26 protein-coding genes and 1 pseudogene are annotated in these 26,612 nt (G+C 73.0%); 12 read left to right on the forward strand and 15 right to left on the reverse strand.

Features of this window, described 5'->3' with window-relative positions; all coding sequences use genetic code 11:
• Nucleotides 1–45: 45 nt before the first annotated feature.
• From P3T35_RS18710 to sigE, 3 genes are all read right to left on the reverse strand, one after another.
• Nucleotides 46–501, reverse strand: coding sequence for a sec-independent translocase (locus P3T35_RS18710; RefSeq protein WP_101382080.1), 456 nt, complete (start codon nt 499–501; stop codon nt 46–48).
• A gap of 172 nt (nt 502–673) precedes the next feature.
• Nucleotides 674–1,621 carry a zf-HC2 domain-containing protein gene (locus tag P3T35_RS18715; protein WP_280706858.1) on the reverse strand — a complete coding sequence of 316 codons (948 nt, stop codon included), beginning with the start codon at nt 1,619–1,621 and terminating at the stop codon, nt 674–676.
• Nucleotides 1,618–2,364 carry an RNA polymerase sigma factor SigE gene (sigE, locus tag P3T35_RS18720; RefSeq protein ID WP_101385241.1) on the reverse strand — a complete coding sequence of 249 codons (747 nt, stop codon included), beginning with the start codon at nt 2,362–2,364 and terminating at the stop codon, nt 1,618–1,620. Before sigE ends, P3T35_RS18715 begins: the two co-directional genes overlap by 4 nt.
• A 272-nt stretch (nt 2,365–2,636) precedes the next feature.
• Here sigE and P3T35_RS18725 point away from each other — a divergent pair, with 272 nt between their 5' ends.
• Nucleotides 2,637–3,269: an O-methyltransferase gene (locus P3T35_RS18725; protein ID WP_101385240.1), complete on the forward strand. Its 633-nt coding sequence runs from the start codon at nt 2,637–2,639 to the stop codon at nt 3,267–3,269.
• An 84-nt stretch (nt 3,270–3,353) separates the two neighbouring features.
• Here the strand turns inward: P3T35_RS18725 and P3T35_RS18730 are convergent, their stop codons facing one another.
• Complete coding sequence (locus P3T35_RS18730; RefSeq protein WP_083976644.1) at nt 3,354–3,521, reverse strand: DUF3117 domain-containing protein; 168 nt, start codon at nt 3,519–3,521, stop codon at nt 3,354–3,356.
• Between the two features lie 375 nt (nt 3,522–3,896).
• On the opposite strand from P3T35_RS18730, the gene P3T35_RS18735 reads away from it, so the two are divergent.
• Entirely contained in the window at nt 3,897–4,697 is an 801-nt protein-coding gene (locus P3T35_RS18735; RefSeq protein WP_101382079.1) for an enoyl-CoA hydratase-related protein, read from the forward strand.
• Between the two features lie 7 nt (nt 4,698–4,704).
• Here the strand turns inward: P3T35_RS18735 and P3T35_RS18740 are convergent, their stop codons facing one another.
• Both P3T35_RS18740 and P3T35_RS18745 read right to left on the reverse strand, forming a co-directional pair.
• Entirely contained in the window at nt 4,705–5,283 is a 579-nt protein-coding gene (locus P3T35_RS18740; protein ID WP_101382078.1) for a DNA-3-methyladenine glycosylase I, read from the reverse strand.
• Nucleotides 5,280–5,618: a DivIVA domain-containing protein gene (locus P3T35_RS18745; protein ID WP_101382077.1), complete on the reverse strand. Its 339-nt coding sequence runs from the start codon at nt 5,616–5,618 to the stop codon at nt 5,280–5,282. Before P3T35_RS18745 ends, P3T35_RS18740 begins: the two co-directional genes overlap by 4 nt.
• 213 nt (nt 5,619–5,831) lie before the next feature.
• Here P3T35_RS18745 and folP point away from each other — a divergent pair, with 213 nt between their 5' ends.
• Nucleotides 5,832–6,644: a dihydropteroate synthase gene (gene folP / locus P3T35_RS18750; protein WP_101385239.1), complete on the forward strand. Its 813-nt coding sequence runs from the start codon at nt 5,832–5,834 to the stop codon at nt 6,642–6,644.
• 19 nt (nt 6,645–6,663) lie between these two features.
• Here folP and P3T35_RS18755 read toward each other — a convergent pair whose 3' ends face one another.
• Nucleotides 6,664–7,506 carry a TIGR00730 family Rossman fold protein gene (locus P3T35_RS18755; protein ID WP_101385238.1) on the reverse strand — a complete coding sequence of 281 codons (843 nt, stop codon included), beginning with the start codon at nt 7,504–7,506 and terminating at the stop codon, nt 6,664–6,666.
• A 69-nt stretch (nt 7,507–7,575) separates the two neighbouring features.
• On the reverse strand, nt 7,576–8,682 hold the full coding sequence (dapE, locus tag P3T35_RS18760) for a succinyl-diaminopimelate desuccinylase (protein WP_101382076.1): 1,107 nt from the start codon (nt 8,680–8,682) through the stop codon (nt 7,576–7,578).
• Between the two features lie 110 nt (nt 8,683–8,792).
• On the opposite strand from dapE, the gene P3T35_RS18765 reads away from it, so the two are divergent.
• Nucleotides 8,793–9,827, forward strand: coding sequence for a hypothetical protein (locus tag P3T35_RS18765; protein ID WP_280706865.1), 1,035 nt, complete (start codon nt 8,793–8,795; stop codon nt 9,825–9,827).
• Between the two features lie 174 nt (nt 9,828–10,001).
• Nucleotides 10,002–10,247, forward strand: a pseudogene (locus P3T35_RS18770) (ATP-binding protein); the annotation flags it as partial.
• Between the two features lie 841 nt (nt 10,248–11,088).
• Here the strand turns inward: P3T35_RS18770 and dapC are convergent.
• Nucleotides 11,089–12,234 (reverse strand): succinyldiaminopimelate transaminase, encoded by a 1,146-nt coding sequence (gene dapC / locus P3T35_RS18775; protein ID WP_101382074.1) that lies wholly within the window; start codon nt 12,232–12,234, stop codon nt 11,089–11,091.
• Between the two features lie 20 nt (nt 12,235–12,254).
• Entirely contained in the window at nt 12,255–12,581 is a 327-nt protein-coding gene (gene fdxA, locus P3T35_RS18780; RefSeq protein WP_101382073.1) for a ferredoxin, read from the reverse strand.
• A gap of 126 nt (nt 12,582–12,707) precedes the next feature.
• Between fdxA and P3T35_RS18785 the strand changes: the two genes are divergently transcribed.
• Nucleotides 12,708–13,748, forward strand: a complete 1,041-nt coding sequence (locus P3T35_RS18785; RefSeq protein WP_101382072.1) for a GNAT family N-acetyltransferase — start codon at nt 12,708–12,710, stop codon at nt 13,746–13,748.
• An 87-nt stretch (nt 13,749–13,835) separates the two neighbouring features.
• A complete protein-coding gene (locus P3T35_RS18790; protein WP_101382071.1) occupies nt 13,836–14,711 on the forward strand; it encodes a transglutaminase-like domain-containing protein in 876 nt (291 codons plus the stop codon).
• 18 nt (nt 14,712–14,729) lie between these two features.
• Here the strand turns inward: P3T35_RS18790 and P3T35_RS18795 are convergent, their stop codons facing one another.
• The 5 genes from P3T35_RS18795 to P3T35_RS18815 form a co-directional block, all read right to left on the reverse strand.
• Nucleotides 14,730–15,347 (reverse strand): response regulator transcription factor, encoded by a 618-nt coding sequence (locus P3T35_RS18795; RefSeq protein ID WP_101382070.1) that lies wholly within the window; start codon nt 15,345–15,347, stop codon nt 14,730–14,732.
• Nucleotides 15,348–15,358: 11 nt separating this feature from the next.
• Entirely contained in the window at nt 15,359–16,642 is a 1,284-nt protein-coding gene (locus P3T35_RS18800; protein ID WP_101385236.1) for a histidine kinase, read from the reverse strand.
• Between the two features lie 8 nt (nt 16,643–16,650).
• On the reverse strand, nt 16,651–17,367 hold the full coding sequence (locus P3T35_RS18805; protein WP_101382069.1) for an ABC transporter permease: 717 nt from the start codon (nt 17,365–17,367) through the stop codon (nt 16,651–16,653).
• A complete protein-coding gene (locus tag P3T35_RS18810) occupies nt 17,364–18,311 on the reverse strand; it encodes an ABC transporter ATP-binding protein (protein WP_101382068.1) in 948 nt (315 codons plus the stop codon). The genes P3T35_RS18805 and P3T35_RS18810 overlap by 4 nt, the downstream gene beginning before the upstream one ends.
• Before the next feature lie 139 nt (nt 18,312–18,450).
• Complete coding sequence (locus P3T35_RS18815) at nt 18,451–20,580, reverse strand: prolyl oligopeptidase family serine peptidase (protein WP_101382067.1); 2,130 nt, start codon at nt 20,578–20,580, stop codon at nt 18,451–18,453.
• Between the two features lie 241 nt (nt 20,581–20,821).
• Between P3T35_RS18815 and P3T35_RS18820 the strand changes: the two genes are divergently transcribed.
• From P3T35_RS18820 to P3T35_RS18840, 5 genes are all read left to right on the forward strand, one after another.
• Nucleotides 20,822–21,016, forward strand: coding sequence for a DUF2304 family protein (locus tag P3T35_RS18820; protein WP_101382066.1), 195 nt, complete (start codon nt 20,822–20,824; stop codon nt 21,014–21,016).
• A gap of 30 nt (nt 21,017–21,046) precedes the next feature.
• Nucleotides 21,047–21,919 carry an N-acetyl-1-D-myo-inositol-2-amino-2-deoxy-alpha-D-glucopyranoside deacetylase gene (mshB, locus tag P3T35_RS18825; RefSeq protein ID WP_101382065.1) on the forward strand — a complete coding sequence of 291 codons (873 nt, stop codon included), beginning with the start codon at nt 21,047–21,049 and terminating at the stop codon, nt 21,917–21,919.
• Nucleotides 21,916–22,344 (forward strand): DUF6113 family protein, encoded by a 429-nt coding sequence (locus P3T35_RS18830; RefSeq protein WP_101382064.1) that lies wholly within the window; start codon nt 21,916–21,918, stop codon nt 22,342–22,344. Before mshB ends, P3T35_RS18830 begins: the two co-directional genes overlap by 4 nt.
• A gap of 138 nt (nt 22,345–22,482) precedes the next feature.
• Nucleotides 22,483–24,924 (forward strand): peptidoglycan binding domain-containing protein, encoded by a 2,442-nt coding sequence (locus tag P3T35_RS18835; protein ID WP_180356572.1) that lies wholly within the window; start codon nt 22,483–22,485, stop codon nt 24,922–24,924.
• A gap of 599 nt (nt 24,925–25,523) precedes the next feature.
• Nucleotides 25,524–26,501, forward strand: coding sequence for an ABC transporter permease (locus P3T35_RS18840; protein WP_280706875.1), 978 nt, complete (start codon nt 25,524–25,526; stop codon nt 26,499–26,501).
• The last annotated feature ends 111 nt before the right edge of the window (nt 26,502–26,612 follow it).

The following is a 26,612-nucleotide window of genomic DNA, read 5'->3' on the forward strand; positions in this document are numbered from 1 at the left end:
CCCGCCGGGCCGGTGGCCGGGCGGGGTGTCGTGGGTCCGAGCGGGTCAGGTGGCGTCGGGGTCGAACGGCGCGCGCTCGCCGGCGGCCAGCGGCGTCCCGGTGTCCGGAGCGGCCCGGTGGCCGCCCGCGGCGGCCAGCGGCTTGGTCCCGAGCGGGGTGGCCGGCTTGTCGTCGAGCACCGACCGCACGTCCAGCTCCTGGCGGAGGGTGTCGATCCCCAGGCTGTCGTTGATCTCCTTGAAGCCCAGCGGGTCGGCGCCGTCGCCGATCAGGTTCTTGCGCACGAAGGTCTTCGGGTTGAGGTCCTCGAACTCGAAGTCCTTGAACTCCGGGCCGAGCTCCTTGCGGATGTCCGCCTTGGCGCCGTCCGCGAACGAGCGGATCTTGCGGATGAACCCCACGCTGTCCTGGATCAGCTTGGGCAGCTTGTCCGGCCCGAAGATGATGACCGCCATCACGACCAGCGTGATCATCTCAAGTGGGCCTATGTCGAAGAACACGTGAGCTCCCAGGTGCCGGCAGTCTGACCCGGCTCGGCCCGCGACGCCGGTCTCTACAGGGTAATGGCCGCCGGCCGTTGTCAGGCCACGGGGCGATGAATCCTCGGGATGGCGATCGGGGTGCCCGGCGGGAACCGTCCGCCGGGCACCCCGAGATCCCGGGCCCCGCCGCCTACGGCAGCTGGTGGCCGTTCACCACCGGATTGGCCGCCCCGCCGGTGGGGATGGAGGTCACCAGGTCATACGGATGGCCGATGTGCGAGTGGGACGGGAAGTCGACCGACATCGGCTCGTTCACCGGCAGCACCGGAGTGTTGCCCCCCGGCACCTGCGGATTGACGGCCGTCCCGTGCTGGTCGTCCACCGGGCTGTCCCCCGCCACCGCGGCCAGGCCGAGGCTGCCGAAGCCGCCCAGGGTCACCGCCGCGACCGAGAAGGCGCCGGCGGCCGCGACCACCAGCCGCCGCCCGCGCGGCACCGCCGGGCGGGTGAACGGCAGCACCGCGGCCGGACGCCGGCGCTCGGCGACCGCCGGGCCCTCGCCGGTGCCGCGCCGCCCGCTCCACAGCCGCACGTCGCCGAACCTCCCGCCCTGGTGGGCCCGAGGGTCGGCCGGCGGCAGCGGCGCGCCGGCGCCGAGTGCGTTGCCGCCGAAGGAGGCACCGCGACCGAACGAGCCGCCGGTCAGCCGACTGCCGCCGAGCGTCGGCCCGCTCGGCTCGGTGAGGGGTTCCTCGGCGGCGGGCGCGCCGCCCCCGGGGCCCTGGGAGGCTGGGGGAACGTCGTCGTCCGGCAGGGCGGCGACCGCCAGCAGCCGGGCCATCAGCGCCCCGGACGGGCCGGGTGCCTCGGTGCGGGTGAGCAGCTGCTTGATCCCGCGCGCCGCGTCGGCCTCGGCCAGGCACTGCGGACAGGTGGCCAGGTGGGCCTGCACCCGCTCGCGGGCATCATGGCCCAGCTCACCGTCCAGATAGGCGGTGAGCCGATCGCCGAGATGGTGCTCCCCGGCCGACTCCGGCTGTCGGACCGCTATCGGACGGAGCCCCGGCAGCTGTGCGATCCCGTCGTCCGCCCGGCTGGACGCCGCACGCCTGGCCTCGGACCGGCCTGCCCCGCTCACGATCGCCTCCGTCCGCTCCCGCCCGGCAGTCCGGCGGCCGCTTCGGCGGCCACCGCCCCCACCGGCACCGGCTCCAGCTCCGCACTGGAGCCACCGCGCCGGATCCGGCCGGGCGCGGCGCCCGGGGCCCGGTGCTTGAGGGCGGCCCGCAGGTGCGAGCGGCCCCGGTGGATCCGGCTGCGCACGGTGCCGAGCTTGACGCCCAGGGTGGCGGCGATCTCCTCGTAGGACAGCCCCTCGATGTCGCACAGCACCACGGCGGCACGGAACTCGGGGGCCAGGGTGTCCAGCGCCTGCTGGATGTCGGCGTCGAAGTGGGTGTCACTGAACGCCTGGGCCGGGCTGGGCTCACGGCTGGCCAGCCGCTCGGCGGCGTCCTCGGCGAGCGCGTCGAACCGGATCCGCTGCCGGCGGCGGACCATGTCCAGGAAGAGGTTGGTGGTGATCCGGTGCAGCCAGCCCTCGAAGGTGCCGGGGGTGTAGGTGGAGAGCGACCGGAAGACCCGGACGAAGACCTCCTGGGTGAGGTCCTCGGCGTCGTGCTGATTGCCCGTCAACCGGTAGGCCAGGCGGTAGACCCGGGCGCTGTGCGCCTCGACGATCTCCTCCCAGCTGGGCGGCGTCCAGCCTTGCCCGCCCGGTCCCTCATTGAAGGTCGCGAGCGCGGCGGGGGCCGAGGTCTCGGCGGACTCGGCGGCGGCGTCGAACGAGGGGTCCAGGGGAGCGTGCGCAGACTGGTTCATCACGGGCTTCGGCGTACGGGCCGACGCGAAGGTGCGGTGTTGCCGCCGCACAGGGACGTCGCCCTCGGCCACACCTCCTCGGTTGGCTCTTCTGCCCAGCAAGGCCACCACCATATCCACCTCACCCGTCAGTTCCGGATAAAAGTGTGTTCTTCCACCGAGAACCGTTCACGCAGTCCAACGGCCCGCCGTCGGGCGCGGTTCCCACCCGGCCAGTAATCTGTGCCAGGAAATATCGACATCCGGTAGCGCCCCTACCCACCAGGACACAGATCATCGACTTCGGGCCCACGGCTGCGACCCTCGCCGACACCTACGTCGGCGAGGACGCCGTGCTGACCTACGCCCGGTCGCAGGCGGCTCGCACCGGCATCACCTCGGTCAGCCCCAGCGGCGGCGCCTGCCTGCGGCTGCTGGCCGCCACGCTGGGCGCCAAGGCGGTGGCCGAGATCGGCACCGGCACCGGGGTGTCCGGGCTGTACCTGCTGCGCGGCATGCGCGCGGACGGCATCCTGACCACCGTCGACCCGGAGCCGATCCGCCAGGATCTGGCCCGGGAGGCGTACCTGGCGGCGGGCTTCGCCGCCAACCGGGCGCGGTTCATACCCGGCCGGGCCCTGGAGGTGCTGCCGCGCCTCGCCGACGGCCAGTACGACCTGGTGTTCTGCGACGGGGACGCCGCGGAGTCGTACTCGTACCTCGCAGAATCGTTGCGGCTACTGCGTCCCGGTGGGGTGGTCTGCTTCGAGGGGGTGTTCCAGCAGGGCCGGCTGACCGATCCGGCGCTGGACGATCCGGAGACCGGCGCGATGCGCGAACTGGTGCAGGCGGTCCGGGAGAGCGACCTGCTGCTGCCCGCCCTGCTGCCGATCAGCGACGGCCTGCTCTGCGCGGTCAAGCGCTGAGCCGCACCGCGCGAGGTGGAACGCCCGAGGCCCGGACCGACCGCAGGGGTCGGTGCCGGGCCTCGGGGCAGATCGCGCCGGGAGTCAGCCGCAGGCCTGCTTCAGAGCTTCGCCAAGGGCGCTCGCCTCGTCCGGAGTGAGCTCCACCACCAGGCGACCGCCGCCTTCGAGCGGAACTCGCATGATGATGCCCCGCCCCTCCTTGGTGACCTCCAGCGGGCCGTCACCCGTCCGCGGCTTCATGGCCGCCATGCTCGTTCCCCTTCCTGCAGCCGCTCAGCTAGGTACCAGCGGTCCGTCCACCACTGGTATCGAACGCTTTGATCGGAAGCCATTATCCCGCATACGGCGCCCCGATGACCAACGTCACGCAATCCGCACCCGCCGCCGCACCGGCACGGGCCGTCCGAACCAGTCCCAGACGCCCCATCACCCGACCGGGCGAAGAGCCCTCAGTTGCCCTTCCCCGCCTACCCGAGCCCGCCCTCCCGAGGCCGGTGCGAAGGTGCCGGGCCCGGTCCGCGCAAGTCCCGGCAAAGGTGCGCTACCTCACACTCCCGCAGCTCGCCGCGCTCCGGCATGCTGACTCGGGTCCGTGGTGTACCGACCGATTGGGAGCTCTCACCCATGTCCGATTCCGTCCTCTACGAGCGCGACGGCGCGCTCGCCGTGATCACCATCAACCGGCCGGACGCGATGAACGCGCTCGACGTGCCGACCAAGGTGGCGCTGCGGGACATCGTGACCGAGGCCGCGACCGACCCCGAGGTCCGCGCGGTGCTGCTCGCCGGCGCGGGCGACAAGGCGTTCTGCGTCGGCCAGGACCTCAAGGAGCACCTGGGGCTGCTGAAGCGGGCCGAGGAGACCGGAGAGGCGCCGCTGAAGACGGTGGCCGAGCACTACAACCCGCTGGTGCGGGCGCTCGCCGGGATGCGCAAGCCCACGGTGGCCGCGGTCAACGCGGTGGCCGCCGGCGCCGGCGCCTCGCTCGCCTTCGCCTGCGACTTCCGGATCGTGGCCAACACCGCGGGCTTCAACACCTCGTTCGCCGGGGTCGCGCTGACCGCCGACTCGGGCGCCTCCTGGACCCTGCCGCGGCTGGTCGGGCACGCCCGGGCGACCGAGCTGCTGATGTTCCCGCGCACCGTCAAGGCGGCCGAAGCGCTCACCCTCGGACTCGCCACCCGGGTCGTGCCCACCGCCGAACTCGCGGCCATCGCACGGGAGTTCGCCCAGCAGCTGGCGAACGGCCCGACCGTCGCCTACGGCGCCATCAAGACCGCGCTGGACTTCGGCGCCAGCCACACGCTGAGCGAGACCCTGGACAAGGAGGACGAGCTGCAGACCCTGGCCGGGGCCAGCGAGGACCACCGGATCGCGGTGCGCGCCTTCATCGCCAAGGAGCGGCCGAAGTACGTCGGCCGCTGACGGTCCGTCAACCGATCATCTGGCGCACGTGGCAGCCCGCCAGATGGTCGTTGACCAGGCCGCAGGCCTGCATCAGCGCATAGGCGGTGGTCGGACCGACGAACCGGAAGCCGTTGCGCTTCAGCTCCTTGGCCAGCGCGGTGGACTCCGGCGTGACGGCCGGCACCTCGGCCGGGGTGCGCGGGGCGGGGCGGTCCGGGTCGCCGGCGAACCGCCAGACCAGCGCGTCCAGGCCGCCGGCCAGGGCTTCGGCGGCCCGGGCGTTGGCGATCGAGGCCTCGATCTTGGCCCGGTTGCGGATGATGCCCGGGTCGGCCAGCAGCCGGGCCGCGTCCTGCTCGGTGAACCGGGCCACCTCGGCGATCCGGAAGCCGGCGAAGGCGGCCCGGAACCCCTCGCGGCGGCGCAGGATAGTTATCCAGGAGAGCCCGGACTGGAAGGCCTCCAGGCAGATCCGCTCGAACAGCGGATCCTCGCCGTGCACCGGACGGCCCCACTCGGTGTCGTGGTACTCCCGGTAGTCGTCGGCCCCACCGCCCCACGGGCAGCGCAGCAGACCGTCGGGGCCGGTCACCAGGGCGCTCACTTCTGCTCCACGGGGCCGGGCGCGTCGTCGACCGCCCCGGCGCCCGGCGCGGCGGCCGCGACCGCCGCCTCCAGCTCGGCGATCCGGGTGTCCCGGTAGGCGAGTTCGGCGCCGAGGCGGTCCAGCACGTCGTCCACCTCGTCCATCCGGTAGCCGCGCACCGCCATCGGCAGCCGGATCTCGTCCACGTCGGTCCGGGTGAGCGGGCGCTCCTGCGGCAGCCGGGCCGCGATCCGGTCGTGCACGGCCTCCGGCAGCGAGCCCCCGCCGCCCAGCGCCACCAGCGCGGCGCCGCCGACCACCACGGTCATCGCCACCACGATCACCCAGAACACGAGCTGTCCTCCCGAGACGTGAGTATGCGGCCATGTGAGGGATCATGGATCCCGGGGACGGCCGGGGCCCCATCATCGCACCAGGGCACCCCCGGATCGATACCTGCGAGACCTGACTGAGACACCGGCTGCACCGGTCGGCGAGAGCGTGAGGAGCAAGGGGTGGCACTGCGCCTGGGACCGTGTGAGTTCGGTGCGGATGAACTGGTCGTCATGGCCATCGTCAACCGTACCCCGGACTCCTTCTTCGACCGCGGCGCGACGTTCGCCGACGAGGCCGCGTTCGCCGCCGCCGACCGGGCGGTGGCCGAGGGCGCCAGGATCCTGGACATCGGCGGGGTGAAGGCCGGGCCGGGCGAGGAGGTGACGGTCGAGGAGGAGCTGCGCCGCACCGTCCCGTTCGTCGCGGCGCTGCGCGAGCGCCACCCGGACGTGGTGATCAGCGTGGACACCTGGCGCCACGAGGTGGGCGACGCGGTCTGCGAGGTGGGCGCCGACCTGCTCAACGACGCGTGGGGCGGGGCCGATCCGCGCCTCGCCGAGGTCGCCGCCAAGCGCGGCGTGGGCCTGGTCTGCACGCACGCCGGCGGCGCCGAGCCGCGCACCCGGCCGCACCGGACCGGCTACGAGGACGTGATGGCGGACATCCTCGACGTCACGGTGGGGCTGGCCGAGCGGGCCGCCGCGCTCGGGGTGCGGCGGGACGCCCTGATCATCGACCCGGGGCACGACTTCGGCAAGAACACCCGGCACTCGCTGGAGGCCACCCGGCGGCTGCCGGAGATGACCGCCACCGGGTTCCCGGTGCTGGTCTCGCTCTCCAACAAGGACTTCGTCGGCGAGACCCTGGACAAGCCGGTGAACGAGCGGCTGCTCGGCACCCTGGCCACCACGGCGGTCTCGGCGTGGCTGGGCGCCCGGATCTACCGGGTGCACCAGGTCGCCGAGACCCGCCAGGTGCTGGACATGGTCGCCTCGATCCAGGGCACCCGGCAGCCCGCCGTCGCCCGCCGCGGACTGGCCTGACCGGCGCTCGGAGCCCCGGTCAGATCTCGGTGCCGTTGGGCCTGCGGCTGTCCGCCAGGATCCGCAGCACCTCGTCGACCTCGTCGGTCACCTGGAACAGCTCCAGGTCGGCCGGCGAGGCCTTGCCCTGGGCCACCAGGGTGTCGCGGAGCCAGTCCACCAGGCCGCTCCAGTAGGCGCTGCCGAAGAGGATCACCGGGAACCGGGTGACCTTCTTGGTCTGCACCAGGGTCAGCGCCTCGAACAGCTCGTCCAGCGTGCCGAGCCCGCCGGGCAGCACCACGAAGCCCTGCGCGTACTTGACGAACATGGTCTTGCGGACGAAGAAGTAACGGAAGTTCAGCCCGAGGTCGACGAACTCGTTGAGCCCCTGCTCGAACGGCAGCTCGATGCCCAGGCCGACGCTCAGCCCGCCAGCCTCCGAAGCGCCGCGGTTGGCCGCCTCCATCGCGCCGGGCCCACCACCGGTGATCACCGCGTAGCCGGCTTCGGCCAGGGCCCGGCCGATCGCCACCCCGGCCTTGTAGTCCGCGGAGTCGACCCCGGTCCGGGCCGAACCGAACACGCTGACCGCGGGTGGGAGTTCGGCGAGCGCGCCGAAACCCTCGACGAACTCCGAGGTGATCCGCCAGACCCGCCAGGGGTCGGTGTGCAGCCAGTCGGTGGGCCCGGTGGTGTCCAGCAGCCGCTGGTCGGTGGTGCTCGGCTCGACCTGGTCCCGGCGCAGCAGCACCGGGCCCTTCCGCTTCTCCGGCCAGGCCTTCTTCCCCGGCTCGGCCGCCGCCGCGGGCTCGTCCACCAGCTCCGGCCCGTGGCCGAAGCGCCGTCCGTCTGCGCCGTTCTGCGCTGATGTCCCTGTCATGACGAAACTGTACGCCCGCCACCCGTGGCGCACGGGGAACATTCGGATGACCGACCGGCGAAACGATCCTTACTCGTTGGACTCGACGGGGCCCGTCAACCAGTCCCGCAGCCGCTGCTCGCACTCGGCGATCGCGGTCAGCGAGCAGTGCTCGTCCCGCTTGTGCGCCAGGTTCGGATCGCCGGGGCCGTAGTTGACGGCGGGCACGCCCAGCGCGCTGAACCGGGCCACGTCGGTCCAGCCGAACTTGGCCCGCGCCTGGCCACCGGTGGCGGCCAGGAAGGCCCGGGCGGCCGGACGGTCCAGGCCGGGCAGCGCGCCCGGGGCGGAGTCGGTCACCTCGACCGGGAGGCCGGCGAACACCTCGCGCACATGGGCCTCGGCCTGCTCGGGGCTGCGGTCCGGCGCGTAGCGGAAGTTGACGGTCACCACGCACTCGTCGGGGATCACGTTGCCGGCCACCCCGCCGCGGATGTCCACCGCGTTGAGTCCCTCCCGGTACTCCAGCCCGTCGATCAGCACGGTGCGCGGCTGGTAGGCGGCGAGCCGGCCGAGCACCTCGGCGGCGTGGTGGATGGCGTTGTCGCCGAGCCAGCTGCGGGCCGCGTGGGCGCGGACCCCGGTCAGCCGGACCTTCACCCGCAGGGTGCCCTGGCAGCCGCCCTCCACCATCGCGCCGCTGGGCTCCATCAGCACCGCGAAGTCGGCCTTGAGCCACTCCGGGTGGGCGGCCGCCAGCCGGCCCAGGCCGTTGCGGGAGGCCTCGACCTCCTCGCAGTCGTAGAAGACGAAGGTCAGGTCGCGGTTGGGCGCCGGCAGCGTGGCGGCGAGGCGCAGCTGCACCGCCACCCCGGACTTCATGTCGCTGGTGCCGCAGCCCCACAGCAGATCGCCCTCGACCCGGGACGGCAGGTTGTCGGCGATCGGCACGGTGTCCAGGTGGCCGGCCAGCACCACCCGCTCGGCCCGGCCCAGCTCGGTGCGGGCCACCACGTTGTTGCCGAACCGCTCGACGGTCAGGTGCGGCAGCTCCCGCAGCGCCTGCTCCACCAGGTCGGTCAGCTCCCGCTCGTCGCCGCTGACCGAGGGCTGGTCGACCAGCCGGGCGGTCAGGGCCCCGCCGTCCAGGGTCAGATCGAGGCGGGCGGGGGCGCTGGTACCGGGCTGGCTCGTCATGGCCGCAAGCCTATGTGACCACCGGCTCAGGAGGCGGACGCAACCAGTGGGGACCGCACTGTCGTCCGACCAGGCATCGGATGGATACGGTGACCTTCAGACATCCCGAGGTGAGAGGGGCCGCAGTGGCCATGGAGGAGGAGGCGGCCGGTGGCCGCCGGCGACGGCCGCTGCGCTGGGTGCTGGTCTCGCTGCTGGTGATCGGAGCGGTGGTCGCGGGCCTGGTGCTGTGGAGCCGCAGCCACAACGCGGCCAGCGCCGAGGGCTGCGAGGTCACCCCGGCCGGCGGCAAGCCGATCACCATGGACCTCGACCAGGGGGAGAACGCGGCCACCATCGCGGCCGTCAGCATCTCCCGCGGCCTGCCGGAGCGCGCCCTGACCATCGCGCTGGCCACCGCGCTGCAGGAGTCCAAGCTGCGCAACCTGGACGGCGGCGACCGCGACTCGGTCGGCCTCTTCCAGCAGCGGCCCTCGCAGGGCTGGGGCACCGCCCAGCAGATCCAGGACCCGGTCTACGCGACCAACAAGTTCCTGGACGCCCTGGTCAAGGTGCAGGGCTACGCCCGGATGTCGCTCACCGACGCGGCCCAGGCGGTGCAGCACAGCGCCTACCCCGGTGCCTACGCGAAGCACGAGTCGCACGCCACCGCGCTGGCCGAGGCGCTGACCGGGCGCGCGCCGGGCGCGTTCAGCTGCACGGTGCACCAGTTCCTGCAGATCGACCCGGCCCTGCTGACCAGCCCGAGCAGCGCCGCCACCGACGCGGCGACCCCGGTCGCCCAGACCTCGCTGACCGGCCAGCAGCAGCTGACCGACCGGCTGCGGGCGGAGTTCGGACGCACCGTCACCCTCGGCCCGGCGCCGGCCGGCGCGGCCGACCCCAAGGTGGCCGGCACCGCGCTGGCGCTCACCCCGGACCCGGCGGCCAACACCGACACCGGCGCCGATGCCCAGCGGCAGAGCGGCTGGGCGGTGGCCCAGTGGGCGGTGGCGAACGCCGAGGAGGTGGGCATCGGCACGGTCCGCTACGACGGCAAGATCTGGCGGGTGGACTCCTCGGCCTCCGGCTGGCAGAGCCAGGCGAACGGGGCCGGCACCGACAAGGTACTGATCACCATGGGCATGCCCAACGCCAAGAAGTGACCCGCCGACGGCCCGTCCGTTGACGGGCCGTCAACCGGAAACGACAAGGGTTCACCCGGATGCCCCTCCGGCGGGTGAACCCTGGCACGCCCCGCGAAACCTTCTCGCTCCTGACGCGGTATCCACGGCGTCCGCCCCGGCGGACTGTCGTCCCGTCACTCGTTTAGGAGCACCATGTCCCTCCCCCTCTCCCGCCGGATCGCGCGGGCCGCGCTGCTGGTCGCCGCCGGGGCGACCCCGCTGGCCGCCGCCGGGGCGGCGTCCGCAGCCGACCTGATGCCCAAGGGCACCGACCTCGGCGCCGGCATCAGCAAGCTGGACGGCATCACCTCGTCCTCGACCGTCAAGGGGGAAGCCCACCAGGTCGGCCAGGCGCTCGGCAAGACCGGCTCGGTGCTGGCCGCCACCGCCCTCCCGGCGACGGCCGACCTCGCCGGCATGGCGGCCGCCCAGACCCTGCCCAGCACCGAGGACGCCGCCCGGACCGTGGCCGACCCCGGCACGGCCCTCACCAACGCCACCACCAACGGCAGCGGCCCGCTGGCCGACACCCTGGGCAAGGTGTCCCGGCTGACCCCGCTGGGCCACCTGCTGCCCGGCGCCGCGCCGCGCTCGATGCCGCTCGGCGTCGGCCAGCCGGTGACACCGCACGCCCCCGCGATGCCCAGCGTCACGGGCGTCGACAAGCTGGTGAGCGGCGACGCCCTGAGCAACCCGCTCGGCGCCGCCCACCACCTGACCCAGCAGGTCCCGGCCGCCAGCGGCCTGACCACCCAGCTGCCCACCCAGGACCGCCTGGTCAGCGCGCTGCCGAACCCCGACCACCTGACCGGCGCGCTGCCCGCCGGTGACCTGTCCTCGACGCCCAGCACCCAGCAGCTCACCCAGGCGGTGCCCAGCACCGCCACGCTGGCCGACGTGGCGCCCGCCACCCACGGGCTGGCCGGTCACCTGACCGCCGCCGACCAACTGACCCACGCGGTGCCCGCCGCCGACCTGACGCACCCCGCCGAGGCCGTGGACGCCGCCCATCTGACCGCCCTGGCGGGCCAGGCCACCAGCGCCACCCACCGGCTGAGCAGCCTGCCCGACCTGAGCGGCGTGAACGCCCTGGCCACCTCGCTGGGCGGCGGGGTGACCAACGCCCTGCACCACCTGCCGTCGGTGGGCTGAGCCCACGCGGCCATGACAGCGGCCCCGGGCCGGAGGGAGCTCCCTCCGGCCCGGGGCCGTCTGCTTGACGGGACGCCTCGGCGGGACGTCAGCCCTTGAGCCGGGCCACCGCCGCCACCACCCGCTCGTCGGTCGCGGTGAACGCCACCCGGACGAACCTGTCGCCCGCCGGGCCGTAGAAGTCCCCGGGCGCCACCAGGATGCCGCGCTCCGCCAGGTACGCCACGGTGTCCCAGCAGGGCTCGTCCCGAGTCGCCCAGAGGTAGAGGCTGGCCTCGGAGTGCTCGATCCGGAAGCCGGCCGCCAGCAGCGCCTCGCGCAGCGCCGCCCGCCGGGCCGCGTACCGGGCGCGCTGCTCGGCGACGTGGCTGTCGTCGCCGAGCGCCGCGATGGTCGCGGCCTGCACCGGGGCCGGCACGATCATGCCGCCGTGCTTGCGGATCTCCAGCAGCTCGCGCACCACGACCGGGTCGCCCGCCACGAAGGAGGCCCGGTAGCCGGCCAGGTTGGACCGCTTGGAGAGCGAGTGCACCGCCAGCAGGCCCTCGTGCGAGCCGCCGCAGACGTCGGCGCGCAGCACCGAGACCGGCTCGGCCTCCCAGCCCAGCTCCAGGTAGCACTCGTCGCTGACCAGCAGCGCGCCGTGGCGGCGCGCCCAGGCGACCGCCTCGCGCAGCTGGTCGGCCGTCAGCACCCGGCCGGTCGGGTTGCCGGGCGAGTTGAGCCAGAGCAGCCGGACCCGGGCCGGGTCCAGCTCGTCCAGGTTCTCGTACGCCACCGGCTCGGCGCCGCAGAGCCGGGCGCCCACCTCGTAGGTGGGATAGGCCAGCCGCGGGTAGGCGACCTGGTCGCCGGGGCCGAGGCCGAGCTGGCCGGGCAGCCAGGCCACCAGTTCCTTGGAGCCGATGGTCGGCAGCACCGCGGCCGGGCCGATCTCGGCACCGCAGCGCCGGTTCAGCCACCCGGCGATCGCCTCGCGCAGCTCCAGCGGACCCCAGACGGTGGGGTAGCCGGGCGCGTCGCTGGCGCCGGCCAGGGCCTTCTGGATCAGCTCCGGCACCGGGTCGACCGGGGTGCCGACGGAGAAGTCGCAGAGTCCGTCCGGGTGGGCCAGCGCGGTGGCCTTGTACGGCTCCAGCTTGTCCCAGGGGAAGGCCGGGAGCCGGTCGGATACGCGGCGCGCCGCCCCCGGGTGGCCCGGGAACGGCGCGCGCGGTGCGTCAGTGGTGCTCACTGGTCAGCTGCCACCGATCGTCAGTGCTCGGCGTTCTGCGGCGGCAGGGCCGCGATGAACGGGTGGTCCCGCTCGATCAGGCCCAGCTTCGAGGCGCCACCGGGCGAACCGAGCTCGTCGAAGAACTCGACGTTCGCCTTGTAGTAGTCCTTCCACTCCTCCGGAGTGTCGTCCTCGTAGAAGATCGCCTCGACCGGGCAGACCGGCTCACAGGCGCCGCAGTCGACGCACTCATCCGGGTGGATGTACAGAGAGCGGCTGCCCTCGTAGATGCAGTCAACCGGGCACTCTTCGATGCACGCCTTGTCCTTGACGTCGACACAAGGCTGCGCGATGACGTAGGTCACGCTGTCGTTCCTCCTCGGATGGGCCGGTGCCCAAACTATCTGCTTGCGTGCGCGGGTACGCGCGGCGTCGTCGATGCCCGCCCCTAGTATCGCGGGTCAGAGCCTACAAATGCACCGGAGGTCCCTTTGAGCACCAGCCAGTTTCCGGACGGCGGACTGGCCGAGATCCGCATAGACCGCTCTGACGTGGGACGACGGGTCTCGGTGCGGCGGCTGGAGACCCCGGCGGACCCCGTCACCGGGCGCCCGGTGTTCCGCGATGTGATCGGCGTGCTCACATCATGGAACGATCATGAGCTGACGGTCATCGGCCGGGACTGCTCCGAGACCCGGATCCCGCTGGACCGGCTGGTGGCCGGCAAGGTGGTGCCGCCACGCTTTGACATGCCGGCGTCGGCCCGGCGCGGCGAGCAGCCGCAGGCCGGGCCGGTCGAGCTGCAGCGGCTGGCCGCCGACAGCTGGCCGGCCACCGAGCGGGAACGGCTGGGCGACTGGACGCTGCGCGCCGCCGGGGGCTTCACCAAGCGGGCCAACTCGGCCCAGCTGCTGGGCGATCCGGGCTTGCCGCGGCCGGCCGCGCTGGACCGGGTGCGCGCCTGGTACGCGGCCCGCGCGCTGCCCGCCTGGGTCGAGGTCACGGTGCCCGGCACCGACCCGGCGCTGATCGCGGCACTGGACGAGCTGGGTGAGCGCGTCACCCCCACGCTGGTGCGGACCGCGCCGCTGGCCCCGCTGGCCCGCCCGGTGCCGGGGCAGGAGCTGGTGCGGCTGTCCCGCACCGCGGACGCCGACTGGCTGGCGGTCTACCACCGGTTCGAGGACGGCGAGACGACCGCGGACTCCGCCCAGCGGGTGCTGCACGGCGGCCCCTCGGTCTGGTTCGCCACCGTGCCCGACCCGGACGGCGCGCAGCCGCTGGCCATCGGACGGTGCGTCATCGACGGTGCGTGGGCGCACTTCGGGGCGGTCGAGGTGCAGCCGCGGGCCCGCCGCCGGGGGCTGGCCCGCGCAGTCATGGCGGTGCTCGCCGCGCGGGCCGCCGAAGAGCGGGCCCGGGGCGCCCACCTGCAGGTGGAGGCCGACAACGACGCCGCGAACGCGCTCTACGACGGCCTGGGCTTCAGCACCAGTCACACTTACCACTACCTGCGTCTTCCCCAGGCGTAGCAGTCGTCGTAGGTTCCCGCCGTAGCATCACCGAAGCAGCACCGCCTGACGCACCCCGTGCCGCACACGAAAGCCAGCGCAGCCACCGTGACCGAGCAGAGCAGAGCCCGCTTCCGCACCGAGGCCAGGTCCGAGCAGCCCGACCCGGTGCTGCTCTGCGTGCTGGCCGCCGCCGAGGACACCCTGGCCGGCCCCGGCCGGCCGGAGGACGAACCGGCGCCGACCCTGGCGGAACTGGAGGCCGCCTGCCGGGCGGCCCTGGACCGGCACGCGGCCGCGGTGCGGCGTGCCGTGGCCGAGCGCCGGCCGACCTCCCCGGAGGAGACTGCGGCGCTGCTGGCCGCGGTGCTGGGCGGGCGCGAGCGGTTCCACGGCCGGCAGTCCGACTACAAGCGGCTGGAGTCCTCGCTGCTGCCCGAGGTGCTGCGGCGCCGCCGCGGGCTGCCGATCATGCTCTCGCTGGTCTGGTCGGCGGTGGCGGCCCGGGCCGGGCTGACCGTGCACGGGATCGCGCTGCCGGGGCACTTCATCGTCGCGGTCGGGGCGCCCGAACCCGGCGACGAGTACGTGCTGGCCGACCCGTACCACGGCGGTCGGCTGCTCTCCTCGCAGGACGCGGCGGCGATCGTGGTGGCGGCCGGGCACAAGTTCACGCCGGAACTGCTCACCCCGGCCCTGCCGCTGGACATCACGCTGCGGGTGCTCGGCAACATCCGCGCCTGGGCCGCCGAGCGCCCGGAGCACGCCAGGACCCAGCTGTGGGCCACCGAGCTCTCCCTGCTGCTCCCCCGCCATCCGGCCCAACTGCGCCTGGAACGAGCCGAGTTGCTGGTGCGCACCGGCGACTTCCTGGGCGGGGCGGCCGAGATGGACGCCTACGCCCAGATCCTGGACGCCTTCGACCCGGACTCGGCCGCCCGGGTCCGGCAGGACGCCCGGGCCGCCCGGCACCGCCTCAACTGACAATCGGGGAAGTGGAGTTCAGAGCCAGCCCTTGTCCTTGGCGACGCGCACCGCCTCGGCCCGGTTGCGGGCCCCGGTCTTCTGGATCGCCATCGAGAGGTAGTTGCGCACCGTGCCCTCGGACAGGTGCAGCCGGCGGGCGATCTCGGCGTTCACCGCGCCGTCGGAGGCCGCCGCCAGCACGTCCTGCTCGCGCCCGGTCAGCGGGTTGGCGCCCTCGGCCAGCGCGGCAGCGGCCAGCGTCGGGTCGATCACCCGTTCGCCACGCAGCACCCGGCGCACCGCCTCCGCCAGCTGGGCCGCCGGCGCGTCCTTGACCAGGAAGGCGTCGGCCCCGGACTCCATCGCGCGGCGCAGATAGCCCGGCCGGCCGAAGGTGGTGGCGATCACCACCTTGGTCGCCGGGCTCTGCCGCTTCACCAGGGCGGCCGCCTCGATCCCGGTCATCCCGGGCATCTCGATGTCCAGCACCGCAACCTGCACCCGGTGCTCCAGCACCGCCGACAGCACCTCGTCGCCCCGGGAGACCTGCGCGACCACCTCGATGTCGCCCTCCAGCGAGAGCAGCGCGGCCAGTGCCTCACGCACCATCGACTGGTCCTCGGCGAGCAGCACCCGCACCTGATCATCACTCATGTCGCCGCAGCTTAGGGCCTGCGCGCGGCCGCCAACCCCAGCGGGACCATGGCCCGGACCGCGAAGCCCTTGCCGTGCCGGCCCGGCGCCGTCTCCAGCCGGCCGCCGACCAGTGCCAGGCGCTCGTCCAAGCCGGTCAGCCCGTTGCCCGGGGCGGACTTGCCGGGACCGCGCCCGTTGTCGGCGACCTCCAGCACGGCGAACCGGGCGCCGTCGCCGTCCCAGGTCTCGTCCAGCGCCACGGTGCACAGGGTGGCGCCCTCGGCGTGCCGGACCACGTTGGTGACCGCCTCGCGCAGCGCCCAGGCGAGGGTCTCGGCCTCCGCACCGCCCAGCCCCGGATGCTCCTCGGTGAGTGTGGAGGGGGCCTCCAGGGTGACGCCGGTGGTGGCCAGCGCGGTGCGGGCGGCGGCCAGCTCCACCGAGAGGCTGGGCTTGCGGTAGCCGGTGATCGCGGAGCGCACGTCGGTCAGCGACTGGCGGGCCACCTGCTCGATGTCGGCCACCTGGGACCGGGCCTGCTCGTCCTTGCCGGCGTCCATGAACCGGCCGGCCAGCTCGCTCTTCAGGGTGATCAGCGACAGCGAGTGGCCGAGCAGGTCGTGCATGTCCCGGGCCAGCCGCAGGCGCTCCTCGGCCGCCGCCAGGTGGGCCGCCACCTCGCGGGCCTCGCGCAGCTCCCGCATGGTGTGGACCAGCCGCTGCAGGCCGGTCATCGCGGCGCCACTGAGGAAGGTCGGCAGCACCAGCGCGCCGAGCTCGTCGGACTTGGTGTGCAGGAGCAGCGCGACCACCAGCAGCAGACCGGTGGCCGTGAGCACTCCGGCCATCGCGAACCGCGGCGGCAGCACCGCGCCGACCGCCACCGACAGGTAGGTGAACAGCCCCAGCCACTCGCCGCCCAGACCGAACGAGGTGGCCAGGGCCAGCCCCAGCATCACGGCCACCATCGGATAGGTGCCGCGCCACCAGTCCCCGCCCATCGAACGGAAGATCACCAGGCTGAGGTAGCCGCCGAGGAACCCCGCCAGCGCCAGCGCGCCGAGCACCGTGCCGACCGTGCCGTGCCTGCCACTGGCCAGATCCTCGATCGGATAGACCAGGTAGAACATCCACAGCAGCATCCAGCAGACCTTCACCAGCAGCTGCCGGCGGGTCTCCGCCGGGGCGCCGGGCACGTGCTGCCGATCGCTGACGGCCGGCCGCGCGAGCAGCGCGGTCGGCCGGCCGGTCGGACGGCTCTCCCAGGCCGGTGCCGACTGGTCCAGGCCGGGGTCCGGGGAGGTGCGCGTCATGGTGCTCATCATGCCTGCCGGGTGTCCCGGCGGTACAGGTAGGAGGCGGCGACCACGAAGACCACCAGGAAGCCGGCCAGGCCCAGCGCGGAGCCGGTGTCGAAGCCGTTGCCCGGCCGGATGAAGGCGGCGAGCTGGTTGTACAGGTAGACCGGGTCGAACTTGGCGACGTTCTTCAGGCTGCCGCTGATCGGGTACCAGGTACCGCCGAGCACCGACAGCACCATGTAGGTGATCATCACGATCGGCTGCACCGCGTTGGGCTCGGCCACGTAGCCGAGCGCCACCCCGAGCGCGGCGAACACGAAGCTGCCGGCCCAGAGCACCCCGACCAGGCCCAGCCACTGGCCGGCGTCGAGCTTGACGCCCTCGGCCGCGCCGAGCGCGAACAGCACCAGGATGGACGGCAGCGTGGTGACCGCGCTGGCGCAGATCTTGGCGGTGGCATAGGCCCGCCCGGGCAGCGCGGTCAGCCGCAGCTGCCGGGTCCAGCCCGACTTCCGCTCCAGCGAGATCCGCTGCGCGCTGCCGGTGAGCACCGCGCCGACCGCACCGAAGGTGGCCATCGAGACCATGAAGTAGCTCTTGGCGCTGACCCCGCCCGGCATCGAGTGGTTGGCGTTGATGAAGAAGAAGTACATCAGCGACGGGTAGAGCACGGTGAAGAACACATAGCGCTTGTTGCGCAGGGTGCGCAGGATCTCCAGCTTGATCAGGGTCTTCATCGCACGTTCTCCAGCGCGGACTCGGTCGCCTCGGCGGCCTCGGTGATGGTCAGGAAGGCCTGCTCCAGGCCCAGGCTGGTGACCTCGATGCCGCGCGGGTAGCAGCCCGAGCGGTAGAGGCCGGCGACCAGCGCGTCCGCGTCCATGGCACGGATCCGCACGGTGCGCACCCCGTCCGCCGAGCCGCTGACGTCGAGTGAGGTGAGGCCCGGCAGGGCGCGCAGCTCGGTCTCGTCCACGAAGCCGTCCGCGGCGTGCAGTTCGAAGCTGACCCGGCGGGCGCCGGCCCGGGCCTTGATGTCGGCCGAGGAACCGTCGGCGAGCAGCCGGCCGCGGTGCAGCACCAGCACCCGGTCGGCGATCGAGTCGGCCTCCTCCAGGTAGTGGGTGGCGAACAGCACGGTGCGGCCCTGGTCTGCCTGGGCGCGCATGGCGGCCCAGAACTGCTGGCGGACCGAGACGTCCATGCCGGTGGTCGGCTCGTCCAGCACGATCAGGTCGTTGGCCCCGGCGATCGCCAGCGCGAAGCGGACCCGCTGCTCCTGGCCGCCGGAGAGCTTGTCCACCCGGCGGTCGGCGATCTCCTCGATGCCGGCCTCGCGCAGCACCTCGGCCGGCTTGTGGCCGCGCGGGTGCACGTCGCAGGCGAGCTGGACCAGCTCGCGGACCTTGACGTCGGACATCAGGCCGCCGCTCTGCAGCATCGCGCCGACCCGGCCGGCCTCGATCGCGGCCCGCGGGCTGCCGCCGAACAGGGTCACGGTGCCCTGGTCGGGCTCGCGCAGTCCGAGCAGCAGGTCAAGGCTGCTGGACTTGCCGGCGCCGTTCGGGCCGAGCAGGGCCACCGTCTGGCCCGGATACAGCGTCAGATCCAGGCCGTTCACCGCCTTGACCTTGCCGTAGCTCTTGCTGACCTGCCGGAAGGCGGCTACTTCCCCGCTCATCTCGTCCCCGTCCTCTCGCTCGTCCCTGGCGACGAGAACAAGAGTCCCGCACGGGCGGGGGTGCCCGGCAGTGCGGCCGGTCGTGTCCTCGGCATGACGGATGTCATGCCGAGGACGTGATGATCACGCAGGTCAGGGGCTACGCCGGGATGCCGAGGGCGTCCTTGAGGAAGGCCACCTGGAGCAGCAGGAGGTTCTCCGCGACCTGCTCCTGCGGTGTCATGTGGGTGACCCCCGAGAGCGGCAGCACGGTGTGCGGCCGACCGGCGGCCAGCAGCGCCGAGGAGAGCCGCAGGGTGTGCGCGACCACCACGTTGTCGTCGGCCAGGCCGTGCACGAGCATCAGCGGGCGCTCCAGCTTGGGCGCGTCGTCGATCAGTGACTGCTCGCGGTACCGCTGCGGGTGCTCCTGCGGCAGGCCCAGGTAGCGCTCCTGGTAGTGGGTGTCGTACAGCGTCACGTCGGTCACCGGGGCGCCGGCGACGGCGGCGTGGAACACGTCGGGGCGGCGCAGCACCGCGAGGCCGGCCAGGTAGCCGCCGAACGACCAGCCGCGGATCGCCACCCGGTCGAGGTCCAGCGGGAACTCCTCGGCGAGCGCGTGCAGCGCCGCCACCTGGTCCTCGACGGTCGGTCCGGCCAGGTCGCCGGCGACCGACTTCTCCCAGGCCGGGCTGCGGCCCGGGGTGCCGCGCCCGTCCGCCACCACCACCGCGAAGCCCTGGTCGGCGAACCACTGCGAGCTGAGGAAGCGCTCGTGCGACTGCACCACCATCTGGCCGTGCGGCCCGCCGTACGGGTCCATCAGCACCGGCAGCAGGCCGTCCCGCTCGCGGTCGTAGCCGGTGGGCAGCAGCACCGCCGCCGGGATCCGCCGCTCGCCGGCCCAGCGCAGCTCCGGACGGGCCGTCAGCACCGGCCGCTCGGCATATGAGGTGACGATGTGACCGGCCGGGGCGCCGTCGACCAGAACCTCGGTGCGGCGGCCGGCCCGCTCCAGCGAGGACCAGGAGAGCACCGTCACGGCGCCGCCGCGCACCGCATCCACCGCGCCGCCCTCGCGCAGCAGCCGCGGCTTGCCCTCGCCGAGCGGCACCGCGTAGACGCCGGTCAGGCCGGGGACCGTCTCGGCGCTCTCGCCCTCACTCGCCTGGACCAGCACCTCGGTGGCGCCGACCGCGAGCACCGTGCGCAGGTGCAGGGTGTCGTCGGTGAGCACGGTGTCGCCGGCCAGCAGCGCCCGGTGGCCCGGGGCGTCGCTGATCCGCAGCAGCCGGCCGTCAGCCGTCCAGGCCGGCACGCCGTGGAAGAGCTCCAGCCAGGCCTCGTCCCGCTCGACGACCAGGGTCTCGGTGGCGCCGGTGGCCGGGTCGACCGTGAGCACCAGCTGCTCGCGCTGGCTGCGGGCCTGCACCAGGAGCAGCGGCGGGCCGCCGGCCGACCAGTGCACCCGGGCGAGGTAGGGGTAGGCGGTCCGGTCCCAGACCACCTCGGTGCGGGTGCCGTCCAGGTCGACCAGCCAGAGGGTGACGTCCGCGTTGGGGGTGCCGGCGGCCGGGTAGGCGACCTCGGTGGGAACGCTGGCCGGGTTGGCCGGGTCGGCGATCCACCAGCGCCGCACCGGCGCCTCGTCCACCCGGGTGACCAGCAGCCGGTCGCCGGCCGGGGACCACCAGTACCCGCGGTCCCGGTGCATCTCCTCCTGGGCGATGAACTCGGCCTGGCCCCAGGTGATCCCGGGCTGCTCGGGCTCGACCAGCGAGCGGTCGCCGCTGCCGTCGGCGGCGGTCAGCCGCAGCGCGCCGGCGGTGGTCGGGTAGGCCACCCAGCGGCCGTCCGGCGAGGGGCGCGGGTCGAGCACCGGACCGGCGGCCGGCAGCTCGCGCACCCCGCCGGCGACCAGGTCGGCCGCGAAGAGCCGGCCGGAGAGCGGGAAGGCGGCCAGCTCTCCGGCCTGGTCCAGCGCATAGCCGACGATGCCGGCCGCGCCCTCCCGGCTGCGCTCGCGGCGGGCCCGCTCGGCCGGCGAGAGGTCCTCCTCGCCGCCGCCCAGCAGGGCCACCGGGTCGGCGGCGACCTTCTCGGAGCCGTCGGCCGGGTCGAGGGTCCAGAGCAGGTTGGCCCGGTCGCCGCCGCCCCGCGAGCGCAGGAAGACGACCCGGGAGCCGTCCGGCGCCACGGCGAAGGAGCGGGGCATCCCCACGGTGTAGCGCAGGGTCCGCGCGTACTGCCGGGGGAAGGTGTCGGCTGCGGTCTCATTGGTGGTCATGGACCGCACCCTATGGGGTCCGAGTGTCGCTGATCACTCGTTCGGCGCAGCGCGCGCAACTGTTTCGCGCGGGCCCCGACACCCCGTCCCACCGGCCCAGGTACGGCCTCCAGCACCCTGTGACACGAACCGTCAGGCCTCACGGAAAGTAACGCGCACCTCACTCATCGGGTATTCCTGGGTGCAGCGACCGTTTCGCCGTCCTACGGGCGGCGGCACCCGGAAAGGGGTGTGAGCCGCCATGGCTCTGAACATCTCCGCAGCCGTGCTGATGCTGGTCATCGTCGTAGTGATGATCCGCCGCTCCGGCCTCAAGATGTCCCACGCGATCATCTGCTCGCTGCTCGGCTTCTACCTGGCCTCCAGCTCGATCGCCCCGTCGATCCAGCAGGTCACCAGCAACCTCGCGGGCATGCTCAATGGCCTGAAGCTCTAGCGTCCGCGGTCGCGGTCTAGGCTCTCCTCCATGACCGCTGCCGACCGCCGCCTGCTGCTGGTGCACGCCCACCCCGACGACGAGTCGATCGGCAACGGCGCCACCATGGCCCGCTATGCCGCCGAGGGCGCCCAGGTCACCCTGGTGACCTGCACCCTCGGCGAGGGCGGCGAGGTGATCCCGCCCGAGCTGGCCGAGCTGGCGGCGGACCGGACCGACACCCTGGGCGAGCACCGGATCGGCGAGCTGACCTCGGCGATGCGCGAGCTCGGGGTGGCCGACCTCCGGTTCCTGGGCGGACCCGGGCGGTACCGGGACTCCGGGATGATGGGCGTGCCCGACAACGACCGCCCGGACTGCTTCTGGCAGGCCGACGTGGCGGAGGCGGCCGGGCACCTGGTCGAGGTGATCCGCGAGGTCCGCCCGCAGGTGCTGGTCACCTATGACGAGCACGGCGGCTACGGCCACCCCGACCACATCCAGGCGCACCGGGTGGCGATGCTCGCGCACCAGCTGGCCGCCGACCCCGACTGGCGCCCGGAGCTGGGCCCGGCCTGGCGGATCACCAAGGTGTACTGGACCAGGGTGCCGCGCTCGGTGCTGCTGGCCGGCCTGGAGCAGGCTGCCGCCCGGTTCCCGCTGGTCGCCGCCGAGCAGGACGTGCCGGGCGTGGTGCCCGACGAGCTGGTGGACGCCGCACTGGACGGCGCGCGGTACGCCGGGCACAAGGCCGCCGCGATGCGCGCGCACGCCACCCAGATCACCGTGGACGGCGCCTTCTTCGCGCTGAGCAACGACCGCTGGCAGCCGCTGCTGGCCGACGAGTACTACCAACTGGTGCACGGCCCGGCCGGGTCGGCGCGCCCCGAGCGCGACCTGTTCGCGGGAGTCGAGGTCCGGTGAACCCGCTGCACACCCTGCTCGGCACCCAGGCCCAGCGGCTGGCCGAGCCGCTGCCGCCGCGCCGGCTGCGCATCACCTGGTACGTACTGGTCTTCGTGCTGGGCGCGTTGGACGCGCTCTGCGGTTGTTTCGTGCAGGCTCTGTGGAGTCCATGGGGCCTGCTGCTGGCGCTGGCGGGCAACGTGGCCGTCTTCTACGGGGGCATGCGGCTGACCGGCACCAAGCTCGGCCTGGCACTCGGTCTGGTCGGCTGGCTGCTGGTGATGTTCGTGCTGCTGGCACCGCGTCCGGAGGGCGACTTCGTGCTGTCCGCCGCGGTCACCTCGTACGCCTATCTGCTGGGCGGACTGGCCATCGGACTCGGCGTCGGACTGCTGCCCACCCGGGCGCCGTACGCCTTCGGCATCCCGCGCCAACGAGACTGACTACCCGTAGGCTCGGGGTACGGAACCGGACGTATCGGGTTCTAAGGGAAGCAGTTCGCCACTCTGGCGTTCCCAGTATGGTGGTGCCGCAGCATCGTCGGACGAGCCGTCCGGCCGCGAACCCGGAGCAGAGCAGCATTGAGCAGCCGCGAATCTGACAGCGCCCACCCGTCGTCCCGTCGCGGGGCGGGCGGAGGCGACGCCTATCCGTCGGGCACACCGCCTTATGGCATCCCGGGGTTGGGCGGCGGCTTCGACCCGTTCGGCCGGAACCCGGGCTTCGACGTCCCCCCGGGCGGCCCGCAGGAGCCGGAGCCGGAGACCCCGAAGACCGAAACCACGCTGACCACCAAGATCTCCATCAACATCCCCGGCTCCCGGCCGATCCCGCCGGTGGTGGTGCGCAGCGCCGTCAAGCCGGAGGACGGCGGCGCGGGCGAGCCGCCGGCCGCCGAGCCGCCGGCCGCGCCCAGCGGCCCCCGGCACCGCTCGGCGCCGCCGGCCGCGCCGGTGCTCGGGGTGATGGACTCCAGTGGCCGCACCAGCACGCCGCCGGACCTGCCGCCGCAGTGGCGCACCCCGCAGGGCAAGAAGTCCGAGGCCTCGGAGTCGGAGTCGACCGGCGAGTGGTTCCGGCCGCGGCAGAAGTCGCGCCCGGAGCCGGTGGCGGCGCCGACCACGGCCACGCCGGCCGCCGGCACCCCGCGGTTCGCCGCGCAGCCCCCGGCGGCGCCGAACCAGCAGCAGCACCCGGCGGGTGACCCGTTCGGCGCCGCGCAGGGCGGCGGTTACCCGGCCGACCCTCCCCTAGCCTTCGGCCGGGAGGTGCCCCCATCGGCCGGCGCCCGCGACCCGTTCGACACCGGTGCCCCTGACCCCTTCGGCACCAGCCCGCGCGACCCCTTCGACACCGGTGCCCGCGACCCGTTCGCCACCGGCCCCCGCAACCCGTTCGGCACCGGCCCGGCGGGCCCGGCGCAAGGGGCGCCCGCACCGGGCGCACCGGCCCAGGGCACGCCGCCGTTCGGTGCCGGCGCGCCGGGCAGCGCGGGCGGCTTCCCCGGCCCGGCCCAGGGCAACGCCGCACCGTTCTCCGGCGAGCCGGCCCCGCAGGGCGGTCCGCTGGGTGACGGCGGCCCCGCCCATCCCGCCGCTGACGCTCCCCCAGCCTCCGGCCGGGAGGTGCCCCCGTACACCACGACGGCATCCGCCGCGGCGCCCACCGCGACGCCGCGTCCCACCGGCACCCCGGGCGCCCCCGGCCGGTTCGCCCGGCCGCAGCAGCCACTCACCCCGTTCCCGGGCGAGCCGGGCCGACCGTCCGACGAGCCGGAGGACACCCAGATCGGCGGCTTCGACCCGATCACGGGCGAGGACCGGCCGACCCCCGGGCGGATACCCGGCGGGCCGCCGCCGACCGGCCTGTACGGTGGGCAGCCGACCGCCCCCGGTCGCCCCGGCCCCGCCCCGAGCCCCCACGGCACTGCCGCCGGGTTCCCCAACTCCCCCGTCCCGCAGGGAAGTTCGCTGCCGGGCGAGCCGGGCGGCCGGACCGCCCCCGGCGCCGACGCCGAGCCGCCGGCCGTACCCAAGCCGGCTGCCCCGAAGCCGGCCGCGGCCAAGCCCAAGGGCCGCTCCAAGGTCCAGAAGCTACTGGTCACCGGCGCCGGCGGAGTGCTGTTCCTGGGCGCGGCCGCCTACGGCACCGGCCTGATGCTCAACCAGACCGACGTGCCGCGCGGCACCAAGGTGCTCGGCACCGACATCGGCGGCAACAGCCGCGACCAGGCGATCCACACCCTGAACGCCACCGTCGGCAAGATCGGGCAACAGCCGATCCAACTGAAGTTGGGCAACCAGGCGCTCACCCTGGACCCGACCGCCGCCGGCCTCAGCTTCGACACCACCGCCACCGTGGACGGCCTGACCAAGCACAGCTACAACCCGTCGGACGTGCTGCAGTCGCTGACCGGCGGCAGCAAGAACGTGCCGCCGGTGGTCCACATCGACCAGGCCAAGCTGAAGGCGGCACTGGACGGCCTGTCGGCCGGTTCGGCGCAGGGCCTGAAGGAGGGCTACATCCAGTTCTCCGACACCGGCGACCCGGTGGTGGTGCCCGGCCAGCCCGGGCAGGCGGTGGACGACAGCACCGCCGTCGCCCAGGTGGCGCAGAGCTACCAGGACCGGGCCGACGGGAAGACCGACGCCCCGGTGAACCTGCCGGTGACGGCGGCTCAGCCCAAGGTCGCCACCCAGACGCTGCAGCAGACCGCGGACGGCCTGGGCAAGACGATCACCAGCAGCAACGTGCTGGTGTGGGCCGGCACCAAGCAGTTCCGGTTCGGCAGCAAGGTGGCGGCCAAGGCCCTCACCCTGGTCCCGGACGCCTCGGGCAACATCGTGCCGAGGTGGGATCTCGACCAGCTGGGCGCCCTGATCGGCAACACCTTCGACAAGACGCAGTACCGCAAGAGCGACGGCACCCTGGCGCCGATCACCACCCAGGACGTGGCTGACGCGATCGTCTCGGTCTATGACAAGAACACTGCGGCAGAGCGCACTTATCGCTTCCATATGTGAACATGTCAAAATTCCGCAGTGGGACCTCGGAACGCACTCCGTTCCGAGGTCCCACTGTTTTCTCGGCGACATCCCGCCAGTGGCGTGTAACTGTCACCGGCGTTGGGCAGCAACTCTCCCGACGGATTACCGAGCACCTGCTTAAAGGCTGACGAAAAGTCGCCAGCGGCGGCATCCCGCCATATCCGTCCGGTATGCGGACGCTATTAACCGCCGGGCAGATCCCCCACAACCCACCAAATCGGACACTTGTATCTATGCGCGTCGACTCCCCACGGAGCGGATGGAGACGTTCAGATACCGGTGTTACTAAGCCCTCGTTACGAACTCATGAACGCGCTATATGGCTTTATGTCCGTTTTATCCCGTCTCGCTGAGAGGGTGTCAAGTGGTTGAAAGCTACAACCTGATGGACATTCCAGAACGAAGCCAAAACTGGCAGTCCAGCCACAGAGAAACTCTTGACGTTCGATAAACGAGTTGCGAGAGTCCGTTCGACCAACTTCTTCCTCGTTGCTGCTGCACAGACCACCGGCGGGAGCTTTCGCACCATGACGACGCCAACTGAGGACACGACTGAGACCGAACCGGTCCTCGTCGTGTCCGCGACAGGAGACGCCGGCAACAAGCCGAACGCACTCCAAGGGCGCACCCCGGGCCAGATTGCCTGGAGCCGCTTCAAGCGCAACCGCATCGGTGTGATCTGCGCCGGCATCGTGATCCTGTACATCCTGGTCGCGATCCTCGCGCCGGTGATCACCGGGCTCTACGGACAGTCGCCGTACATCCCCTACGGCACGCGTGACATGTCACTGCTCGACGACAGCGGACTGCCGATCGGCGCCAACGGCGGCATGAGCGGCGCCCACTGGCTGGGCATCACCCCGGACGCCGGCTACGACATCTTCGCCAAGCTCGTCTACGGGATCCGCACCTCGCTCGGCATCGGCCTGCTGATCACGATCGCCTCGGCCGTCGTGGGCATCGTGGTCGGTGTCGCGCAGGGTTACATGGGCGGGCGGTTCGACTACTTCGTCGGGCGCTTCACCGACCTGCTGCTGGGCCTGCCGACCCAGCTCTTCTTCATCGCCTTCACCCCGATCGTGGAGAACTGGTTCGTGCCCACGGACCGCGCGATGCCGGTCTACATGCGCGTCCTCTCGGTCGTGCTGGTCCAGTCGTTCCTCGGCTGGATGGCCACCGCCCGTCTGCTCCGCGGCATGTCGCTGAGCCTGCGGGAGCGTGAGTACGTCGAGGCGGCCAAGATCTCCGGGGCCTCCTCCTGGCGCATCATCTTCAAGGAGCTGATGCCCAACCTGGCCACCACCATCCTGGTCCAGGTGACCCTGCTGCTCCCGACCATGGTGACCGCCGAGGCCGGTCTCTCCTTCCTCGGTGTCGGCATGGTCGACCCGACGCCGGACTGGGGCCTGATGTTCCAGGACGCGACCCGGCACTACCAGGACGACCTGACGTACCTGATGGTCCCCGGTATCTCGCTGATGATCTTCGCCGTGGCGTTCAACCTCTTCGGTGACTCCGTCCGCGACGCGCTCGACCCGAAGACCATCCGCTAGCCGCTCCACCCCGCTCCACCCGCTGTACCCCCGCTCCCCCAGCACCGGCCACCCCGGGGCAGCCGCCCCGCCGGTCCGCGCTGGCCAGACAACACATGACCAGTGACAGGT

Origin of the sequence: Kitasatospora sp. GP30, from assembly GCF_029892145.1 — a bacterium.
GTDB classification, from domain to species: Bacteria; Actinomycetota; Actinomycetes; order Streptomycetales; family Streptomycetaceae; genus Kitasatospora; species Kitasatospora acidiphila.

Excerpts from the sequence above, each read along its gene's own strand:
- sigE (WP_101385241.1), bottom strand. The coding sequence starts at position 2,364 with ATGAACCAGTCTGCGCACGCTCCCCTGGACCCCTCGTTCGACGCCGCC.
- P3T35_RS18730 (WP_083976644.1), bottom strand. The coding sequence starts at position 3,521 with ATGGCGGCCATGAAGCCGCGGACGGGTGACGGCCCGCTGGAGGTCACC.
- P3T35_RS18735 (WP_101382079.1), top strand. The coding sequence starts at position 3,897 with ATGTCCGATTCCGTCCTCTACGAGCGCGACGGCGCGCTCGCCGTGATC.
- folP (WP_101385239.1), top strand. The coding sequence starts at position 5,832 with ATGGCCATCGTCAACCGTACCCCGGACTCCTTCTTCGACCGCGGCGCG.
- P3T35_RS18755 (WP_101385238.1), bottom strand. The coding sequence starts at position 7,506 with ATGACAGGGACATCAGCGCAGAACGGCGCAGACGGACGGCGCTTCGGC.
- dapE (WP_101382076.1), bottom strand. The coding sequence starts at position 8,682 with ATGACGAGCCAGCCCGGTACCAGCGCCCCCGCCCGCCTCGATCTGACC.
- P3T35_RS18795 (WP_101382070.1), bottom strand. The coding sequence starts at position 15,347 with ATGAGTGATGATCAGGTGCGGGTGCTGCTCGCCGAGGACCAGTCGATG.
- P3T35_RS18800 (WP_101385236.1), bottom strand. The coding sequence starts at position 16,642 with ATGACGCGCACCTCCCCGGACCCCGGCCTGGACCAGTCGGCACCGGCC.
- P3T35_RS18805 (WP_101382069.1), bottom strand. The coding sequence starts at position 17,367 with ATGAAGACCCTGATCAAGCTGGAGATCCTGCGCACCCTGCGCAACAAG.
- P3T35_RS18810 (WP_101382068.1), bottom strand. The coding sequence starts at position 18,311 with ATGAGCGGGGAAGTAGCCGCCTTCCGGCAGGTCAGCAAGAGCTACGGC.
- P3T35_RS18815 (WP_101382067.1), bottom strand. The coding sequence starts at position 20,580 with ATGACCACCAATGAGACCGCAGCCGACACCTTCCCCCGGCAGTACGCG.
- P3T35_RS18820 (WP_101382066.1), top strand. The coding sequence starts at position 20,822 with ATGGCTCTGAACATCTCCGCAGCCGTGCTGATGCTGGTCATCGTCGTA.
- mshB (WP_101382065.1), top strand. The coding sequence starts at position 21,047 with ATGACCGCTGCCGACCGCCGCCTGCTGCTGGTGCACGCCCACCCCGAC.